The sequence below is a fragment of the Streptomyces sp. NPDC127177 genome, from assembly GCF_042672475.1.
GTDB lineage: Bacteria > Actinomycetota > Actinomycetes > Streptomycetales > Streptomycetaceae > Streptomyces.
The window spans coordinates 23970-37315 of sequence record NZ_JBHXUW010000015.1 but is presented as its reverse complement, the minus strand read 5'-3'; the positions used below and the strand labels follow the sequence as shown (position 1 = coordinate 37315).

Here is a 13346-nt window from a genome sequence, read left to right as displayed (position 1 = left end):
GTCAGTCCATCTCGCCCTCTCCCGAACCGGTCCCGGTGTCCTCGCGGCCACCCCTGAGCCGGTCCGCGCGACCGATCGCCGTGGCCAGCTTCGTCACCGATTCGTCCTCCGTCCGCGAGGCCAGCGTCTTTGCCCTGGAGGCGAGTTCGGTGAGTCCGGGCGCCCCCGGAAGCTCTCCGCCGCGCAGAATGTCGGCGAAGTAGGCTGCGACGGCGGCCACTTGAAGCCGTTCGCTGCGGCCACCCCACAGCTTCCCGAGGACCGCTCCGGTTTCCACGGACCCCGTCTCCTCGTGCGCGGCACGGGACTTGGGGTCAAGCCAGCGCACCGTCGCGGTCGCCACGTGGCCCGATGCGCCGTCCCGCAGGCGCACGGCGTACAGCGCCGTCACGGTGTGCCCGGGACCGACCTCGCCGCCGTCCACACCGTCGTCGCGGAAGTCCTCGTCGGCGACCTTGCGGTTCTCGTAGCCGATCAGCCTGAACTTCTCCACGGTCTTCGGGTCGAAGGCCACCTGCGCCTTGGCGTCGCGCGCCGTCAGTTCGAGGTGCGCGGGCAGCTGGTCGACGAAGACCTTGCGGGCCTGCTCCTCGTCGGCGATGTACGTGGTGTGACCGTCGCCCTTGTCGGTGAGCCGCTCCATCAGGGCGTCGCCGTAGTCGCTGCCGACCCCGACGCCGAACAGGGTGATGCCGTACTCGCGGCGGGCGGAGTCGATGCGGTCGAGGATCGCGTCGGCGTCGGTCTCACCGGTGTTGGCGAGCGCGTCGGAGAGCAGGACGACACGGTTGTTGGCTCCCTTGCGGTGGCCGTGCACCGCCTCGTCGTAACCGCGCCGGACGCCCGCCTCCACATTGGTGGAGTCGGTGGCCTCCATGGAGTCGACGGCGTCGTGGATCTTTCCGCGGTGGTCGCGCAGCCGGGTCATCGGCAGGACGGTCCGCGCCGCGTCGCTGAAGGTGACCAGGGATACCGAGTCGTCGTCGCGCAGTTCGTCGGTGAGGATGCCGAGCGAGCTCTTGACCAGGCCGAGGCGGTCGGACGAGGCCATCGAGCCCGAGATGTCGACGACGAAGGTAATGGCCGCGGGCGGCCGTTCGGCGCTGCTCGGCGCGGCCCTGGTCGCCAGACCGACCCGCACCAGCGACCAGTCCCCGGCGCCGGCTCCGGCTCCGGCCCGCGCCCCGTCGACGGAGACCGAGAAGCCGTTGCCCTTCGGCCGCCGGTAGCCCTGGCGGAAGCTGTTGACGAACTCCTCGGGCCGTACGGTCTCCCGCTCGGGCAGGCGCCCGTCGGCGAGGGTGCGGCGGGCGTATCCGTAGGAGGCGGTGTCCACGTCCAGGGCGAAGGTGGACAGGTAGTCGGGCGCGGGCTCCTTCAGCCGGTCCGCGCCCTTCGCCGCGCCCGGCTCCTTCGCCCCGTACTCGGCGCCTCCGCCGGTCGCGGCCGGAGCCGGGGCGGGCCCTCCCCGGCGGTCGGAGGCGGAGCTCTTGCTGCCGGTGCCCTCCCCCGTGCAGCCGGTCAGCAGCACCCCGCCCGCCAGGAGCAGCCCCACTGCCCCGCGGTACATCCGTGTCCGGCGTTCCATCCCGTACCCCCAGTGTCGTCGTATCACCACGTGTGAATGTGACGTGCGAACGAGGACACCGGAGCCGACGAGGACGTTGCGGAAGCATCTCGATGCGACAACGCGGGACGGGAGTTCAGCGGAATATCAGGGTCAGGACACGATGTCCTTACGACTGAACCCGCGGAAGGCGAAAGCGAACAGGATCAGGGCATACGTCACCGAGATCGCCGCGCCCTTCACCATGCCGCCCCACTCCAGCCCGGGCTGGAGTGCGTCCGCCCAGGCGAACTGCCAGTGGGCGGGCAGGAACTCGCGCCAGGAGCCGAGGGCGGTGACGGCATCCAGCACATTGCCGACGATGGTCAGCCCGACCGCGCCGCCGACCGCGCCCAACGGGGCGTCCGTCCTGGTCGACAACCAGAACGCCAGCCCCGCGGTGACGAGTTGGGAGACGAAGATGAACGCGACGACGAGCGCGAGCCGCGGCACGGTGTCCCCTGTGGCGAGCGCACCGCCGGTGGGCAGCTGGAGCGGCCCCCAGCCGTACGCGGCAGCTCCCGCCGCCAGCGCGACGAGCGGTAGCAGCACCATCGCGGCCAGGCTGAAACCGAGCGCCACGACGAGCTTGCTCCACAGCAGCCGTGACCGGGGCACGGGCGCCGCGAGCAGATAGCGCAGCGAGGACCAACTGGCCTCGGAGGCGACGGTGTCGCCGCAGAACAGCGCCACCGGGACCACGAGCAGGAAACCTGCCGAGACGAACAGGCAGGTCGCGGCGAAGTTGGCGGCGGACTGGGTCGCGGTGTCCATCAGGGTGAGCCGGTCGCTGCCGCCCTGCCCGCCGCCGCCCGGGGTGCCGCCGATCGCGAACGCGATGATCAGGATGAACGGCAGCGCGCCCAGCACGCCGCCCATGAGCATCGTGCGCCGCCGGCGCAGCTGCCGCATCGCTTCCACCCGCAGGGGAAGGGTGCGCCGGGCACGGTATCCGGGGGCCTCCGGGGCCTCGGTGACTTCTGCTGCGGTACTCATGCGGAGCCTCCGGAGATCAGGGTGAGGAACGCGTCCTCCAGGCGGCGGTGCGGACCGACACCCGTCAACGGCACGTCCAGCCGCACCAGTTCGGCGACCAGCTGGGGGGACGTCGCCCCGTCGAGGCGGACGAGGAGCCCGTGCCCGTCGTCCGCGCGGACGGCGGAGCCGATGCCCGGCAGTGCGGCGATCTTCTCCACGAGGGGTTCGGTGAGCTCGTCGGCCGAGGTGACGAGCACCATGTCGCCCGAGCCGGTGATCTCGGCGACCGGGCCCGCCTGGACGAGCCGGCCACGGTCCATGACCACCAGGTGGGTGCAGGACTGTTCGACCTCGGACAGGAGGTGGCTGGAGACGATGACGGTCCGGCCGCCGGCCGCGTACCGGATCATCACGTCCCGCATCTCGCGGATCTGGGGCGGGTCCAGGCCGTTGGTCGGCTCGTCGAGGATGAGGAGGTCCGGCATGCCCAGCATGGCCTGGGCGATGGCGAGCCGCTGCCGCATGCCCTGCGAGTACGTGCGGACCGCTCGGGCCAGTGCGTCCCCGAGTCCGGCGATCTCCAGGGCCTCCTCGATGTGCGAGTCCTCGGCGGGCCGCCCGGTGGCCTGCCAGTACAGCTCCAGGTTGGCGCGGCCGGACAGGTGCGGCAGGAACCCGGCCCCTTCGACGAAGGAGCCGACCCTGGACAGCACGGGCGCCCCGGGACGGATGGCCCGTCCGAAGACCCGGATCTCTCCGTCGTCGGGCGTGATGAGCCCCATGAGCATGCGCAGCGTGGTGGTCTTCCCGGCGCCGTTGGGGCCCAGCAGCCCGAGCACCTGCCCCTTCTCCACCCGGAAGGACAGCTCCCGCACGGCGTACCGGTCGGCGGACTTGGCGTACTTCTTCGACAGCCCGGTGATCTGGAGCGGCACGTCGACGAGCGCCGGGTCCGGTGCGGGGGTGGCGGTGCGGCGCCGCATGGTGAGCAGCAGGGCGGCCGCGATCACGACGGCGGCGGCCGGCAGCCCCCAGGTCCACCAGGACAGGGCGGCCGAGGCGGTCGTGAGTCCGGGGGCGGTGGGAATGGTCAGGGGGCCGTCGAGGGAGACGGTGTACGTGGTCGGCGCGGCCGGGGAGGCGTAACCGAGGTCGGTGGAGGCCAGTACGAGCCGGAGCCGGTGGCCCGAGTCGACTTCGTGGTCGACGGCGGGCAGCGTGAGTTCCAGGGGCTTGCCCTGCTGGTCGGGGGTGATCCGGTAAGGGGTGACGAGCTGGTGGGGCAGCACCTGCTGCTTGCCGTCCGGCGATACGTCGTAGACCTTGCCGAACAGCACGGCGTCGCCCTCGGCCGCCTTCACGTTCACGCGGACGGTCGGCGAGCCGGTGATGTGGCGTGAGGTCTTCAGCGGGGCGGATTCGAAGCGGGCGTACTGGCCGGGGAAGTCGACGGAGAGCCCGACGCCCAGGGTGGACAGCTGGGCGAGCCCACCGCCGGTGCCGGGAACGGCCGAGATGGACGGCGGGGTGGCCCCGGCGGGGTTGGCGAACGTCTGTGTCCGCCCCCGCAGCTCGATCTTCTCGCCCCCGCTGTTCAGCCCCGGGTAGGTGTCATCGCTGGCGCCGCGTGTGAGAGCGGCCCCGTCCGTGGAGTCGATGCCGCCGGTCCGGGTGACGCGGAAGGCGGGGCCGGTGTCGGCGCCCTTGTCGTCCTTGAGATAGCGGTCGAACCAGTTGTCGACGCGCTGCCGCACCCGGTGGGACTCCTTGTCGCCGCCGTCGTGCCCGCCGGTGACCCAGTCCACGGAGACGGGCGCGCCGTTCGCCTTGATGGCCTTCGCCATGTCGTCGGCCTGGCCGAGCGTGAAGAGGGAGTCGGACTGCCCCTGCATGATCAGCGTGGGCACCTTGATGCGGTCGGCCACGGCGCTGGGCGAGCGCTCGGTGAGCAGCGCGCGGGCGGCTGCGTCCGGCTTCCCGCTGACGGCGACCCGTTGGTACATGTCGCAGAGCTGCTTCTCCAGGTTCCGGCAGCCACCGCCGGTGGTGACGAAGAGGCTGGCCCAGAGCTTCTTGAACACCCCGTCGGGGAAGAGGGCCTCGGCGAGGTTCCAGTACGTCATCTCCGGGGCGATGGCGTCGACGCGCGGGTCGTACCCGGCGGCGAGCAGCGAGAGCGCACCACCGTAGGAGGCGCCCGTGACCCCGACTCTCGGGTCACCGGCGGCGTCGAGCTGCACCTCGGGCCGGTCCGCCAGCCAGTCGATCAGCTCGGAGACGTCCTTGACCTCTTTGTCGGGTGCGTTGATCGAGGTCTTCCCGCCGGACTTGCCGAAGCCACGGGCGGACCAGGTCAGCACGGCGTACCCGTCGGCGGCCAGATTCTGCGCCTGCGACCGGTTGTCGCCCTTGTTGCCGCCGAACCCGTGCCCGATCAGTACGGCGGGCCTGCGCTTGGTCCCGCCGGTGGTGAAGTACGAGGTGTCGAGGGTCACCCCGTTGATGCGCATCGTCCGGTCCTGTCGGTGCACGGCCGGCGCGCTGTCGTCGGCGGTGGCGGTCCAGGTGCCCGCCCCGGCCAGCACGACGAGCGCGGCGATACCGGCCGCCCACCGGCCTCGGTTACGGGGCAGCAGGCGCCGCCACCGGGGCGTACGCGCTTGAGGGGTGTCCATGTGTCGACCCTAAGCGGGACACGACCCCGTCTACGCTGCCCCCCGGGGGAGGTCTCCGGCCTCCTCAAGGCGTACGGCGCTCCCCGGACGTACTCCGCCTGCGGTATGTACGCCCCCGCCCCGGCCCATCCCGGCTCGACCCGGCCCGACCCGACCTCCGAGAGGCCCGCATGGACAACCCGGTGGAAATCCGCCGCGCCACGACCGTCGCCGAGCTGGAGGCCGCCCAGCACCTCTACGACGGACCGGCCCGCGCGGACTGGGCGGCCCGCTTCCTCGCCGCGGACGGCCACCTGATGGTGATCGCCTACGTGGCGGGCGCCCCGGCCGGTTTCGTGTCCGGCATCGAGATGCTGCACCCCGACAAGGGCTCGGAGATGTGCCTGTACGAACTCTCGGTCGCCGCCCCCTACCGCCGCCGCGGCATCGGCACCGCCCTGACCCGTGCCCTGGCCGCGGTGGCCCGTGAGCGGGGCTGCTACGACATGTGGGTCGGCGTCGACCTCGACAACGAGGCCGCGCTGGCGACGTACCGCTCGGCGGGCGCGGGGGACGACGGCGGATTCGCGATGCTGACGTGGGCGTTCGACGCGTCGGGGTGAGTGCGGCTCAGTGCTTGAGCGTGGACAGGCTCAGTGCTTGAGCGTGGACAGGCTCAGTGCTTGAGCGTGGACAGGCTCAGTGCTTGAGCGTGGACATGAGATCCCGCATGTCACTGATCAGGGCCGACTGATAAGCGCTCAGGTCCGGGGTCTTCTCGTCGCCGTCGGCAGGCCGGCCGCCGCCGTCGGTGCGGTCGTACACGAAGAAGACGGAGAGCCGCAGGCTGAGAACCGCGCCGCCGTCCAGGACGCGCAGCTCGGTCTCCCCGTTGTCCAGGGAGAGCAGATAGGCCTTGTCGCCGAGGTCCGGAACGGCGTCCACCCGGGTCTGCGGGTCCACACCGAGCTCGGTCGCGTTCCGCTCGGCCTCGAACTCCTCGCGCGGGTCGGTCCTCTTGTGCAGGGCGATCGTGACGGCCACCGAGTACTGGTGGGAGCCGTCCTTGTCCGACCCTCCGTCCCTATCCGACCGGAGACTGATGTAGCACCGCGCCCGGTCGAGCGCGGCGTGACGCAGTATGCCCGCGTCCAAAGAACCCGCGGGCTCCCTCGGCGCGATCGCCGCACCGATCGACTTCAGCCGTACGTCCGGGCAGGGATCCTTGTCCAGCCGGTACCCGTGCAGGTCCGGCGACCGGTCGGCCTGCGCGTACACGACCAGGGATGTCGCCCACAGTGCCGACGCGACCAGGGCCCCGCCGAGCGCCCACCACCATCGCGTCCACGGCCCCCGGGCCAGCGGCTCCCGCGGGCGCGGGGTCGGCGGGGCGCACACGTCCAGCACGTCGGTTTCGCCCGCCGCGTCGAACTCCCCGGCCATTTCCGGTTCGGAAATCATCCCTGCTCCCCCTAGCTCGTCCCCTGAGCCGCGTCTCGGGACGACACGCGCCGTACGCGCTCCCGGTGTCGAGGCTGCGCTCGGTCCAGCTTGCAGCACCCAGGGTGGAGTCCGGGGCTGGGGACCCTTTGACCGCCGACCAGGCAACGGCGGCGCCCTCCACGGTGGTCTCCACCTGGAGTGCGGTTGCGTGGGCACCCAACTCCGGCTTCAAGCAATGCCGTTGGACGACCTTCCCTCGTACGTACAGCCAATCTTCCCGAATCGATCAGCCGACGAGGACCTCCGTGTTCTGGCAGGCGGTCAGCAGCCAGCTGCCATCGTCCTGCTTGCTCATCACGTACAACGGAGCCCCCTCACTCTCGTCATCCGGGGACAGGTAGCGCTGACGAACCTTGACCGCCGCGACGTCGCGGCGGATGAAGAACACGTGGACCACCTCGTAGCTGACCTTGCCTTCCCAGTTGGCCGCGGGGAGCACCTTCCGGGTGAACTCCGAGATCGCGTCGAGGCCGATGAGGACCTTGCCGTGGGCGGTCGTCCAGACCGCGTCGGGGTGAAAGAGCGCGAGGAACGAGTCGGGGTCCTTGTGCTGCTGGGAGTGCTCGACGGCGGCAACGACCTGATTGACGGCTTCGATGTCTTCGGCGCGCGCCGTGGAATCCGTGTTCATGCGGACCATCGTGATACCTCAAGCACGGTTGAGATCAAGACCCGGCGAGGCCATCGCCCGCGTCTCATGGCGAATTCTCGCGCTGACCGCCGCCGTCCGGCACAACGACCACACCGGACAACCCGCCCTTCGCCCACTCGCCGCCTGCGGCCGGGCACCTGGCACCTGGCACCTGGCACCTGGGAATCGATCACTCGGGAACCCGGCACAATCGCGTCAAGGCGCCGGGGGACGGCGCATTCGCCATATACCGGGGCCGTTCAGCACGACGGGCTGACGCGCCGCCCGGCCCCGGAAATCGCGTCGCGCCACGCCGGACAGGGCTGGCACCCTGCCCCCATGACTCATCCAGAGGTACTGCTCATCGGCGGGCGCGCGGGCGTGGGGAAGTCCACCGTGGCCTGGGAGGTATCGGCACGGCTGCGGGAGGCGGGGACCCCTCACACCGTCATCGAGGGCGACTTCATGGGCCAGGTCCACCCGGCTCCGGAGGACGACCCTCACTGCGCGCAGATCACCGCGAGGAACCTGGCAGCGGTCTGGGCCAACTTCGCGGACCTGGGACACAGCCGCCTCATCTACACGAACACGGTGAGCGTGCTGGCCGAGTCGGCGGCCATGTTCGAGCGCGCGATGGGCGCGGACGTGCGGATGGTACGGATCCTGCTCACCGCGTCCGACGAGACGACGGCCCACCGCCTCGCAGGCCGCGAGATCGGCTCCGAGCTGGAGCACGAACTCCGCGCCAGCACCCGTAAGGCCCGCCTTCTCGACGCACGGGCCCCGGCGGACACGCTCCGAGTGGCGACGGACGGCCGGACGGTGGTGGACATCGCCCAGGAGATCGTGATGGCTGCGGAGTGGGGGGCGCGGACGGCGTGACCGCGGCCCAGCTGTTGAGGGGCGCGGCAGAGGCGACGTCGCCCACGCGAGTGGTCTCGACTGCCAGGACGTCTCCCGGCCCTCCTGCGAACTCTGAACGACTTGGCGCCACATCATTGTGGGAAGCTCACGCCCGTCACGGCCGAAGGCTGTCCGTGCTCACCAAGTACCTTCTGGGGCAGGCGTGTTGCAATACCATCATGGCCACTTCCACTGACGGAACCACGCGCCAGAGCCCGCACGATCTCGGACACCGCCTGCGTGCCGAAATCGAGCGGATGAGAGACGAAGCGACACGCCAGAGGAAACTCGCCCACCGCCGGGCCGAGTTCTGGGCCAGGACGGACATCGTCCTCGGCTTCCCCGCGGCGCTGCTCGCGGGCACGGCAGGAGCGGCAGGACTGGCCTCGGCGGACGTGCGTGTTCCCGCCGCCCTCACCGCTCTGGCCTCTGCCGGGTTCGCGGCGGGAGCGGGCTTTCTGCGCAGCGACACCAGGCGCCGCGCCAACAAACGTGCCCGGCACGCATGGGCCTCGGTCGAGGCCAGGGCCATGCTGGCACTGGCCCAGGAGAACGCGTCCTACGAGGACCTCGGCCATCTACTGGAGTGTCGCCAGGCTGCGCTGGCCGCCTACGACGGCGAGGAGTCCCGGCCCGGGCCGCCGTAATCCGCAGCCCTTTGGCTGTCGCCCCGTGTGAGGTAACTCGGAGTCGGCGACCAGGCAGGCGTGGCCGCCCCGGGTAGTCGCAGCCGAGCGCGCCGGTGACGGTCGCACTCGGGAGCGCTCACCTGCCCGCCCGCCTCCCTGCCTTCCTTCCCCGGCCCGCTCCGCGATGGTCCGGCAGCTCCTGCGCGGCAGATCCGATATCGAGCCCTTCACAGGCGGCCGTACCCGCGCCCCGGCCCCATCACCTTCACGACCCTCACCAGCGAGATCACGAAGGATTGACACTGATCCCCACATGATGTGACCGCCATCACACTGGGATGGTGTCAGATCCGACGCCGCTGCCCTGTCTTCTTCATAGAAGCCAAAGAAGGGATCGCGAGGATGAAGGTCGTCATCGTGTGCGCCTCCGTGTCGCACGGAAATACGCGTCGTGTCGCCGACAGCATGGCCCAGGTGCTGGGCGCGAAGGTCGTCTCCCCTGAAGAGGCTGACCCGGCGGAGCTGGCCGCTGCCGACCTCGTGGGATTCGGCTCGGGTGTCTTCTATCAGAGGCTCCACCCCCGCCTGACCGACTTCGTCAAGGCCCTGCCCACCGGGCGGGGCCGGGCGTTCGTGTTCGCCACCAGCGGGCTTCCCGAGCTGCCCCTGGCGCCCTTCACCCGCTCCCTGGTCCGGCTCCTCGAAGGCAAGGGCTTCGAGGTGGACGGCAACTTCTCGTGCCGTGCATTGGACACCATGATGCCCTTCAAGCTGATCGGCGGTATCCAGAAACAGCGGCCGAACGACGGGGACCTGGCCGCTGCGCGGGCGTTCGCCACGCGACTGCGGGACGGGCGGTAGCCGGTGTCCTGATACATGCCACTCCGGAGACTTCCCACATCCCCGACCAGCAAGATCACGATCTGTAGCTGGGCTACCAGGGGCGCGGCCAGTACCCGAGCGCCACGTACGGCGCCTCCTCCGGCAACAACCGGGCCGCCGCGTCGTCCGCGCCTGCCCGCACCAGCTGATGGATCTCACGGGCCAGCGGCGTGACATCGCGGATCGACACCGGGTGCTGTATTGGGCGCAGCCGTACAGGTTGCAAGGACTTTCTGGAAGCAGCTACCTCAGCGGCACCAATCTCCTCCGTCAAAATCCAGGGCTCACTAGACATAGATCGGGAGCGAAAGCGCCGATACACCCACTGCCTCCCCGGCACTCCGACTTGAAGAGCGAATTGATCACCACCCCCATCGTCGCCAAAATTTCCCATTGAGTAGTCGCGGGAGGTGCAGATCACGTAGACCCACCTGATGCACGAACAGAGGAGATCAATCACGCGCACGCCCCCACTTCAATGCCCGACCCCCTGAGAATTTTCGAGATAAATGCAGCCTCGACCTGAGTCCCCCGCCAACCTGCACTAGTGAGATCTTGCGCCGCCCCCTTAGCCTCCTGAATCGAATAACCAAAAGAGTCGCGAAACGCTTTAAGTAGTTTCCCGCCATGGTCGGCATATGCGTAAACTTGAATACAGCCGAATCCATATTGATTCAAAAGAATTTCACGAATACCTTCCGGGGCTGGACCCCAACCATCGTCGTCGACGATGTATCCGCAGTTCCCACACACCCATTCCGCCTCCCAGCGAAGCCTGCCATCCCTGACCAGCTGCACAACCCAGCCATCGCAATCGCGATGACAAGTGCCACATTCTGGGTAGAATTTTGCCGATTGCTCGATCACGACCACCCTCGCATCTCCATAACACGGTGACCCTCATCCGCGAGCGACGCCGGGCCGACATCGTTCTGCCCTCGGACACTCCCATCGGACAGCTCCTGCCGGACATTCTGCAGTTGCTGGACGACCGGGCGCCTGGGACCAGTGGGGCGAGAACCCGTCCCGCGCCGCGGGCGGGGTGACGTTCAACGTCCTGACGACGGTCTTCACCGGCGGCACGGGCAGCGCGGCCTCCGGCGCCGGGAAAGCCGCCATCGCCGCGAAGGCCCTGTCCACGGCGGGCAAGGTGGGCCGGTTCGTCGACCCGATGACGTACGTCTCCAAGGGCGCGGGCATGGCCGCGACGAAGGTCAGCGACGTCATCAAGGGGCACTCCGCTCAGAACTCGGCCGGTCACCAGTCACCCGGCTTCAGCGCACCGGACAACGCCACCACCGGCGGCCGGGTCGACGTCACGCCGACAAGCGGCGGCCACGGAGGCGGAACTGGCCCTGCCATCCCTCACCAGAGCGGCAACCACGGTGGGGGCAACGGCAGCGGACCAGGTCACGGTTCCGCCGCGGGGCGCGGACTGCCCGAGCCCCGGGATCCACGCACATACACCCCGGCTGAACGCCAAGCGATCATGGAACATCAAGTGGAGCGCGCGAATTCCGACCCCGCGTACCGCAAGGAGTACTACCGCAAAAACGGCTACCGCCTCAGCGATACTCGCACCGACTGGACGAACCTCGTCCCTCCGCAGCTCGTTAAAATGCCCGATGGGACCTGGGTGGCGAAGTCGAATCTCGCGCCTCCGCTGCACCCCGACTATCTTGACGACATCCCGGCGGAAAGCGGGCGCAAGGCGGCCACCCCAGAGGCGCGCGCGAAGCTCGACGAATTGGCGAAGGCCAGACATGACGCCATCGCCGCAGACCGCCCGTTCCACGTGGAACACGGCAATGCCAGGAGAGAGTACAAGCTCCACCAAACCGACGAACTGCGCGCAGCGTTGGATGAAGCGACTGAAAGGCACCGGGGTCCACACAGCACATCCACAAAAGCCAGCGAACGTACGGCGAGGAAGTTGCACGCCTGCACGCGATTTCCGCCTGCACGGGCCCGCGAACGGCAACGATCAGTTCGATCAGGTATACAGGGATGGCGATCGACTCATCGCCGTAGAGGCAAAGAGTCACGTGGATACCAAACCAGGGGAACGCCTCGTCAAAGGATCACGTTACTCTCAGGGGTCTCGAACGTACTTCCTCGATATTCTTGACCAGATGAAGAAGAGAAAGCGCGAGTTTCCCAGTGAAGGGATATTGTCGACCGATCTGCGAGATGCTCTTCGGGATGGTCGGGTCGATTACGTCGTCGTGAGGGGCCAGGACAACGCAGGCACATACACTGGATATTCCACTCAGAAGTTCGATATCAGGGAGCTTTCGTGACCATGACCATCCCTCGCCACGGCGCACCTGGGCCCGACGATGAGGGTTTTGCGCGTGACCTGACCCAAGAAACTATCGACGAGATCTGCTCAATCGAACAGTCACCGCACATGCTCGACGCTCTATGGAACTCCGTACAGACGTGCGTCCACGCCCGCTCAACTGTCGACCCCACATGCTCGGGCATCGAAACCTGGGAAGCCGTGGTCAACGCCATGCAAGTCGGATCGGCGATCTTCCGGACCGCGACTGCCACCGGCAGCACCGTCGAGTGCCGCATCCATCACGAAATGCGCACACTGCCCGTGACCGGCCCCAGGGCCTTCATCAACGCACCGGCATGGATCGATGCCTTCTTCTTCGCCGTCATCTGCCGCGACCAGGAGCGGATGACCGAACTGTGCCAGGTGCCGATGGTCGTGCTGCGCGCCTCCGGTGCACAGCACGACGAATACCTCTACCACTGGGTAGCCACCCTGCAGGCGTACTGGTTGCGCCAGCAACCCGAAATGGTTGATTCCCTCACCGCATCCTTGCAGACCTCCCACCCGGACATGACCGAAATCGCCCCGCGAGACTGGCTGCAGAAGATCTCGTACCCGCCGATCAACCTCTTCTACCACTTCGTCAAACACGACCAGGACAGCTTCAATACCGCCCTCCTAGAAGCACTTGAACTCCACAAAACATACTGGACAAACAACGAAGACCGCGAGAAAGACATTAACGGTCTCTGGGCCGTCGGCCCGCTGGCCATCGCATGCCTCGCCTACGACGGCGACTTCCCCATCGACGTCGAAACCGAATACCTCCCCCAGCACCTCCTCCAGCGTAGCCGGGTCGGGGAGTTCCCCGTCTGATACCTTCCTGACGGCCTCCTGAGGAGAAGAGCATTAATCGCCACTGTTTCCCCGCTACCCCTTTTCTGCAGGGAGCGCGGAGGTTGGCCTAGCCGTTCTCAGTGGCCGTCGAGCCCTGTAGAGCCCATCAAGATCGGGCGAGTAATCGCACATTCGGAAGCAATGTTGCACCTGACTCCGAGAATTGGCGACGCACTCCTGGGTGGCTGATCTTTCTGGGAAAGTGACGACAGCAACACAGTGCCGAAAAAAACACCCTGAATAGGGGATCAGACGCCGATCCACGCACTCGACATATATTTCATCATCCAAGAGCGTTTCCCAATTGAGTCCCAACAGGGCCCCCGCACTCCAACGCCTGCGCAAGTTCAGTATAAACGATGAACGGGAATTCGTCGCG

The 13346-nt window shown here is 68.1% G+C and carries 12 protein-coding genes and 2 pseudogenes; 7 read left to right on the top strand and 7 right to left on the bottom strand.

The window, feature by feature from the left end:
- Position 1: 1 nt before the first annotated feature.
- From ACFVJX_RS11925 to ACFVJX_RS11915, 3 genes are all read right to left on the bottom strand, one after another.
- Positions 2-1588, bottom strand: coding sequence for a von Willebrand factor type A domain-containing protein (locus ACFVJX_RS11925; RefSeq protein WP_384127255.1), 1587 nt, complete (start codon positions 1586-1588; stop codon positions 2-4).
- Between the two features lie 132 nt (positions 1589-1720).
- On the bottom strand, positions 1721-2602 hold the full coding sequence (locus tag ACFVJX_RS11920) for an ABC transporter permease (RefSeq protein ID WP_384127166.1): 882 nt from the start codon (positions 2600-2602) through the stop codon (positions 1721-1723).
- Positions 2599-5259 (bottom strand): alpha/beta fold hydrolase, encoded by a 2661-nt coding sequence (locus ACFVJX_RS11915; protein WP_384127167.1) that lies wholly within the window; start codon positions 5257-5259, stop codon positions 2599-2601. The genes ACFVJX_RS11920 and ACFVJX_RS11915 overlap by 4 nt, the downstream gene beginning before the upstream one ends.
- 182 nt (positions 5260-5441) lie before the next feature.
- Between ACFVJX_RS11915 and ACFVJX_RS11910 the strand changes: the two genes are divergently transcribed.
- Positions 5442-5861, top strand: a complete 420-nt coding sequence (locus tag ACFVJX_RS11910; RefSeq protein WP_384127256.1) for a GNAT family N-acetyltransferase — start codon at positions 5442-5444, stop codon at positions 5859-5861.
- Between the two features lie 76 nt (positions 5862-5937).
- Here ACFVJX_RS11910 and ACFVJX_RS11905 read toward each other — a convergent pair whose 3' ends face one another.
- Positions 5938-6699 carry a hypothetical protein gene (locus tag ACFVJX_RS11905; RefSeq protein ID WP_384127169.1) on the bottom strand — a complete coding sequence of 254 codons (762 nt, stop codon included), beginning with the start codon at positions 6697-6699 and terminating at the stop codon, positions 5938-5940.
- 268 nt (positions 6700-6967) lie between these two features.
- The gene (locus ACFVJX_RS11900) at positions 6968-7372 is read right to left on the bottom strand and encodes an SgcJ/EcaC family oxidoreductase (RefSeq protein WP_384127170.1); all 405 of its coding nucleotides are present in this window, start codon (positions 7370-7372) and stop codon (positions 6968-6970) included.
- 339 nt (positions 7373-7711) lie between these two features.
- On the opposite strand from ACFVJX_RS11900, the gene ACFVJX_RS11895 reads away from it, so the two are divergent.
- The 3 genes from ACFVJX_RS11895 to ACFVJX_RS11885 all read left to right on the top strand — a co-directional run bounded on the left by ACFVJX_RS11895 (position 7712) and on the right by ACFVJX_RS11885 (position 9765).
- On the top strand, positions 7712-8254 hold the full coding sequence (locus ACFVJX_RS11895) for an AAA family ATPase (protein ID WP_384127171.1): 543 nt from the start codon (positions 7712-7714) through the stop codon (positions 8252-8254).
- Positions 8255-8454: 200 nt separating this feature from the next.
- Positions 8455-8922, top strand: a complete 468-nt coding sequence (locus ACFVJX_RS11890; RefSeq protein ID WP_384127172.1) for a hypothetical protein — start codon at positions 8455-8457, stop codon at positions 8920-8922.
- 384 nt (positions 8923-9306) lie between these two features.
- The gene (locus ACFVJX_RS11885; RefSeq protein ID WP_384127174.1) at positions 9307-9765 is read left to right on the top strand and encodes a flavodoxin family protein; all 459 of its coding nucleotides are present in this window, start codon (positions 9307-9309) and stop codon (positions 9763-9765) included.
- Positions 9766-9838: 73 nt separating this feature from the next.
- On the opposite strand, the pseudogene ACFVJX_RS11880 reads toward ACFVJX_RS11885, so the two are convergent.
- Positions 9839-9976 (bottom strand): annotated as a pseudogene (locus ACFVJX_RS11880) (DUF4291 domain-containing protein); the annotation flags it as partial.
- 266 nt (positions 9977-10242) lie between these two features.
- The gene (locus ACFVJX_RS11875; RefSeq protein ID WP_384127175.1) at positions 10243-10659 is read right to left on the bottom strand and encodes a hypothetical protein; all 417 of its coding nucleotides are present in this window, start codon (positions 10657-10659) and stop codon (positions 10243-10245) included.
- A gap of 20 nt (positions 10660-10679) precedes the next feature.
- Between ACFVJX_RS11875 and ACFVJX_RS11870 the strand changes: the two are divergent.
- The 3 genes and pseudogenes from ACFVJX_RS11870 to ACFVJX_RS11860 form a co-directional block, all read left to right on the top strand.
- Positions 10680-10784: pseudogene (locus tag ACFVJX_RS11870) on the top strand (EsaB/YukD family protein); the annotation flags it as partial.
- Positions 10785-10828: 44 nt separating this feature from the next.
- Positions 10829-11914, top strand: a complete 1086-nt coding sequence (locus ACFVJX_RS11865; protein ID WP_384127177.1) for a hypothetical protein — start codon at positions 10829-10831, stop codon at positions 11912-11914.
- A gap of 168 nt (positions 11915-12082) precedes the next feature.
- Positions 12083-12946 carry an immunity 49 family protein gene (locus tag ACFVJX_RS11860; protein ID WP_384127179.1) on the top strand — a complete coding sequence of 288 codons (864 nt, stop codon included), beginning with the start codon at positions 12083-12085 and terminating at the stop codon, positions 12944-12946.
- The last annotated feature ends 400 nt before the right edge of the window (positions 12947-13346 follow it).

Bases quoted from the DNA above. Each gene is read 5' to 3' on its own strand.
- ACFVJX_RS11925 (WP_384127255.1), bottom strand. From the start codon at position 1,588: ATGGAACGCCGGACACGGATGTACCGCGGGGCAGTGGGGCTGCTCCTG.
- ACFVJX_RS11920 (WP_384127166.1), bottom strand. From the start codon at position 2,602: ATGAGTACCGCAGCAGAAGTCACCGAGGCCCCGGAGGCCCCCGGATAC.
- ACFVJX_RS11915 (WP_384127167.1), bottom strand. From the start codon at position 5,259: ATGGACACCCCTCAAGCGCGTACGCCCCGGTGGCGGCGCCTGCTGCCC.
- ACFVJX_RS11905 (WP_384127169.1), bottom strand. From the start codon at position 6,699: ATGATTTCCGAACCGGAAATGGCCGGGGAGTTCGACGCGGCGGGCGAA.
- ACFVJX_RS11900 (WP_384127170.1), bottom strand. From the start codon at position 7,372: ATGAACACGGATTCCACGGCGCGCGCCGAAGACATCGAAGCCGTCAAT.
- ACFVJX_RS11895 (WP_384127171.1), top strand. From the start codon at position 7,712: ATGACTCATCCAGAGGTACTGCTCATCGGCGGGCGCGCGGGCGTGGGG.
- ACFVJX_RS11890 (WP_384127172.1), top strand. From the start codon at position 8,455: ATGGCCACTTCCACTGACGGAACCACGCGCCAGAGCCCGCACGATCTC.
- ACFVJX_RS11885 (WP_384127174.1), top strand. From the start codon at position 9,307: ATGAAGGTCGTCATCGTGTGCGCCTCCGTGTCGCACGGAAATACGCGT.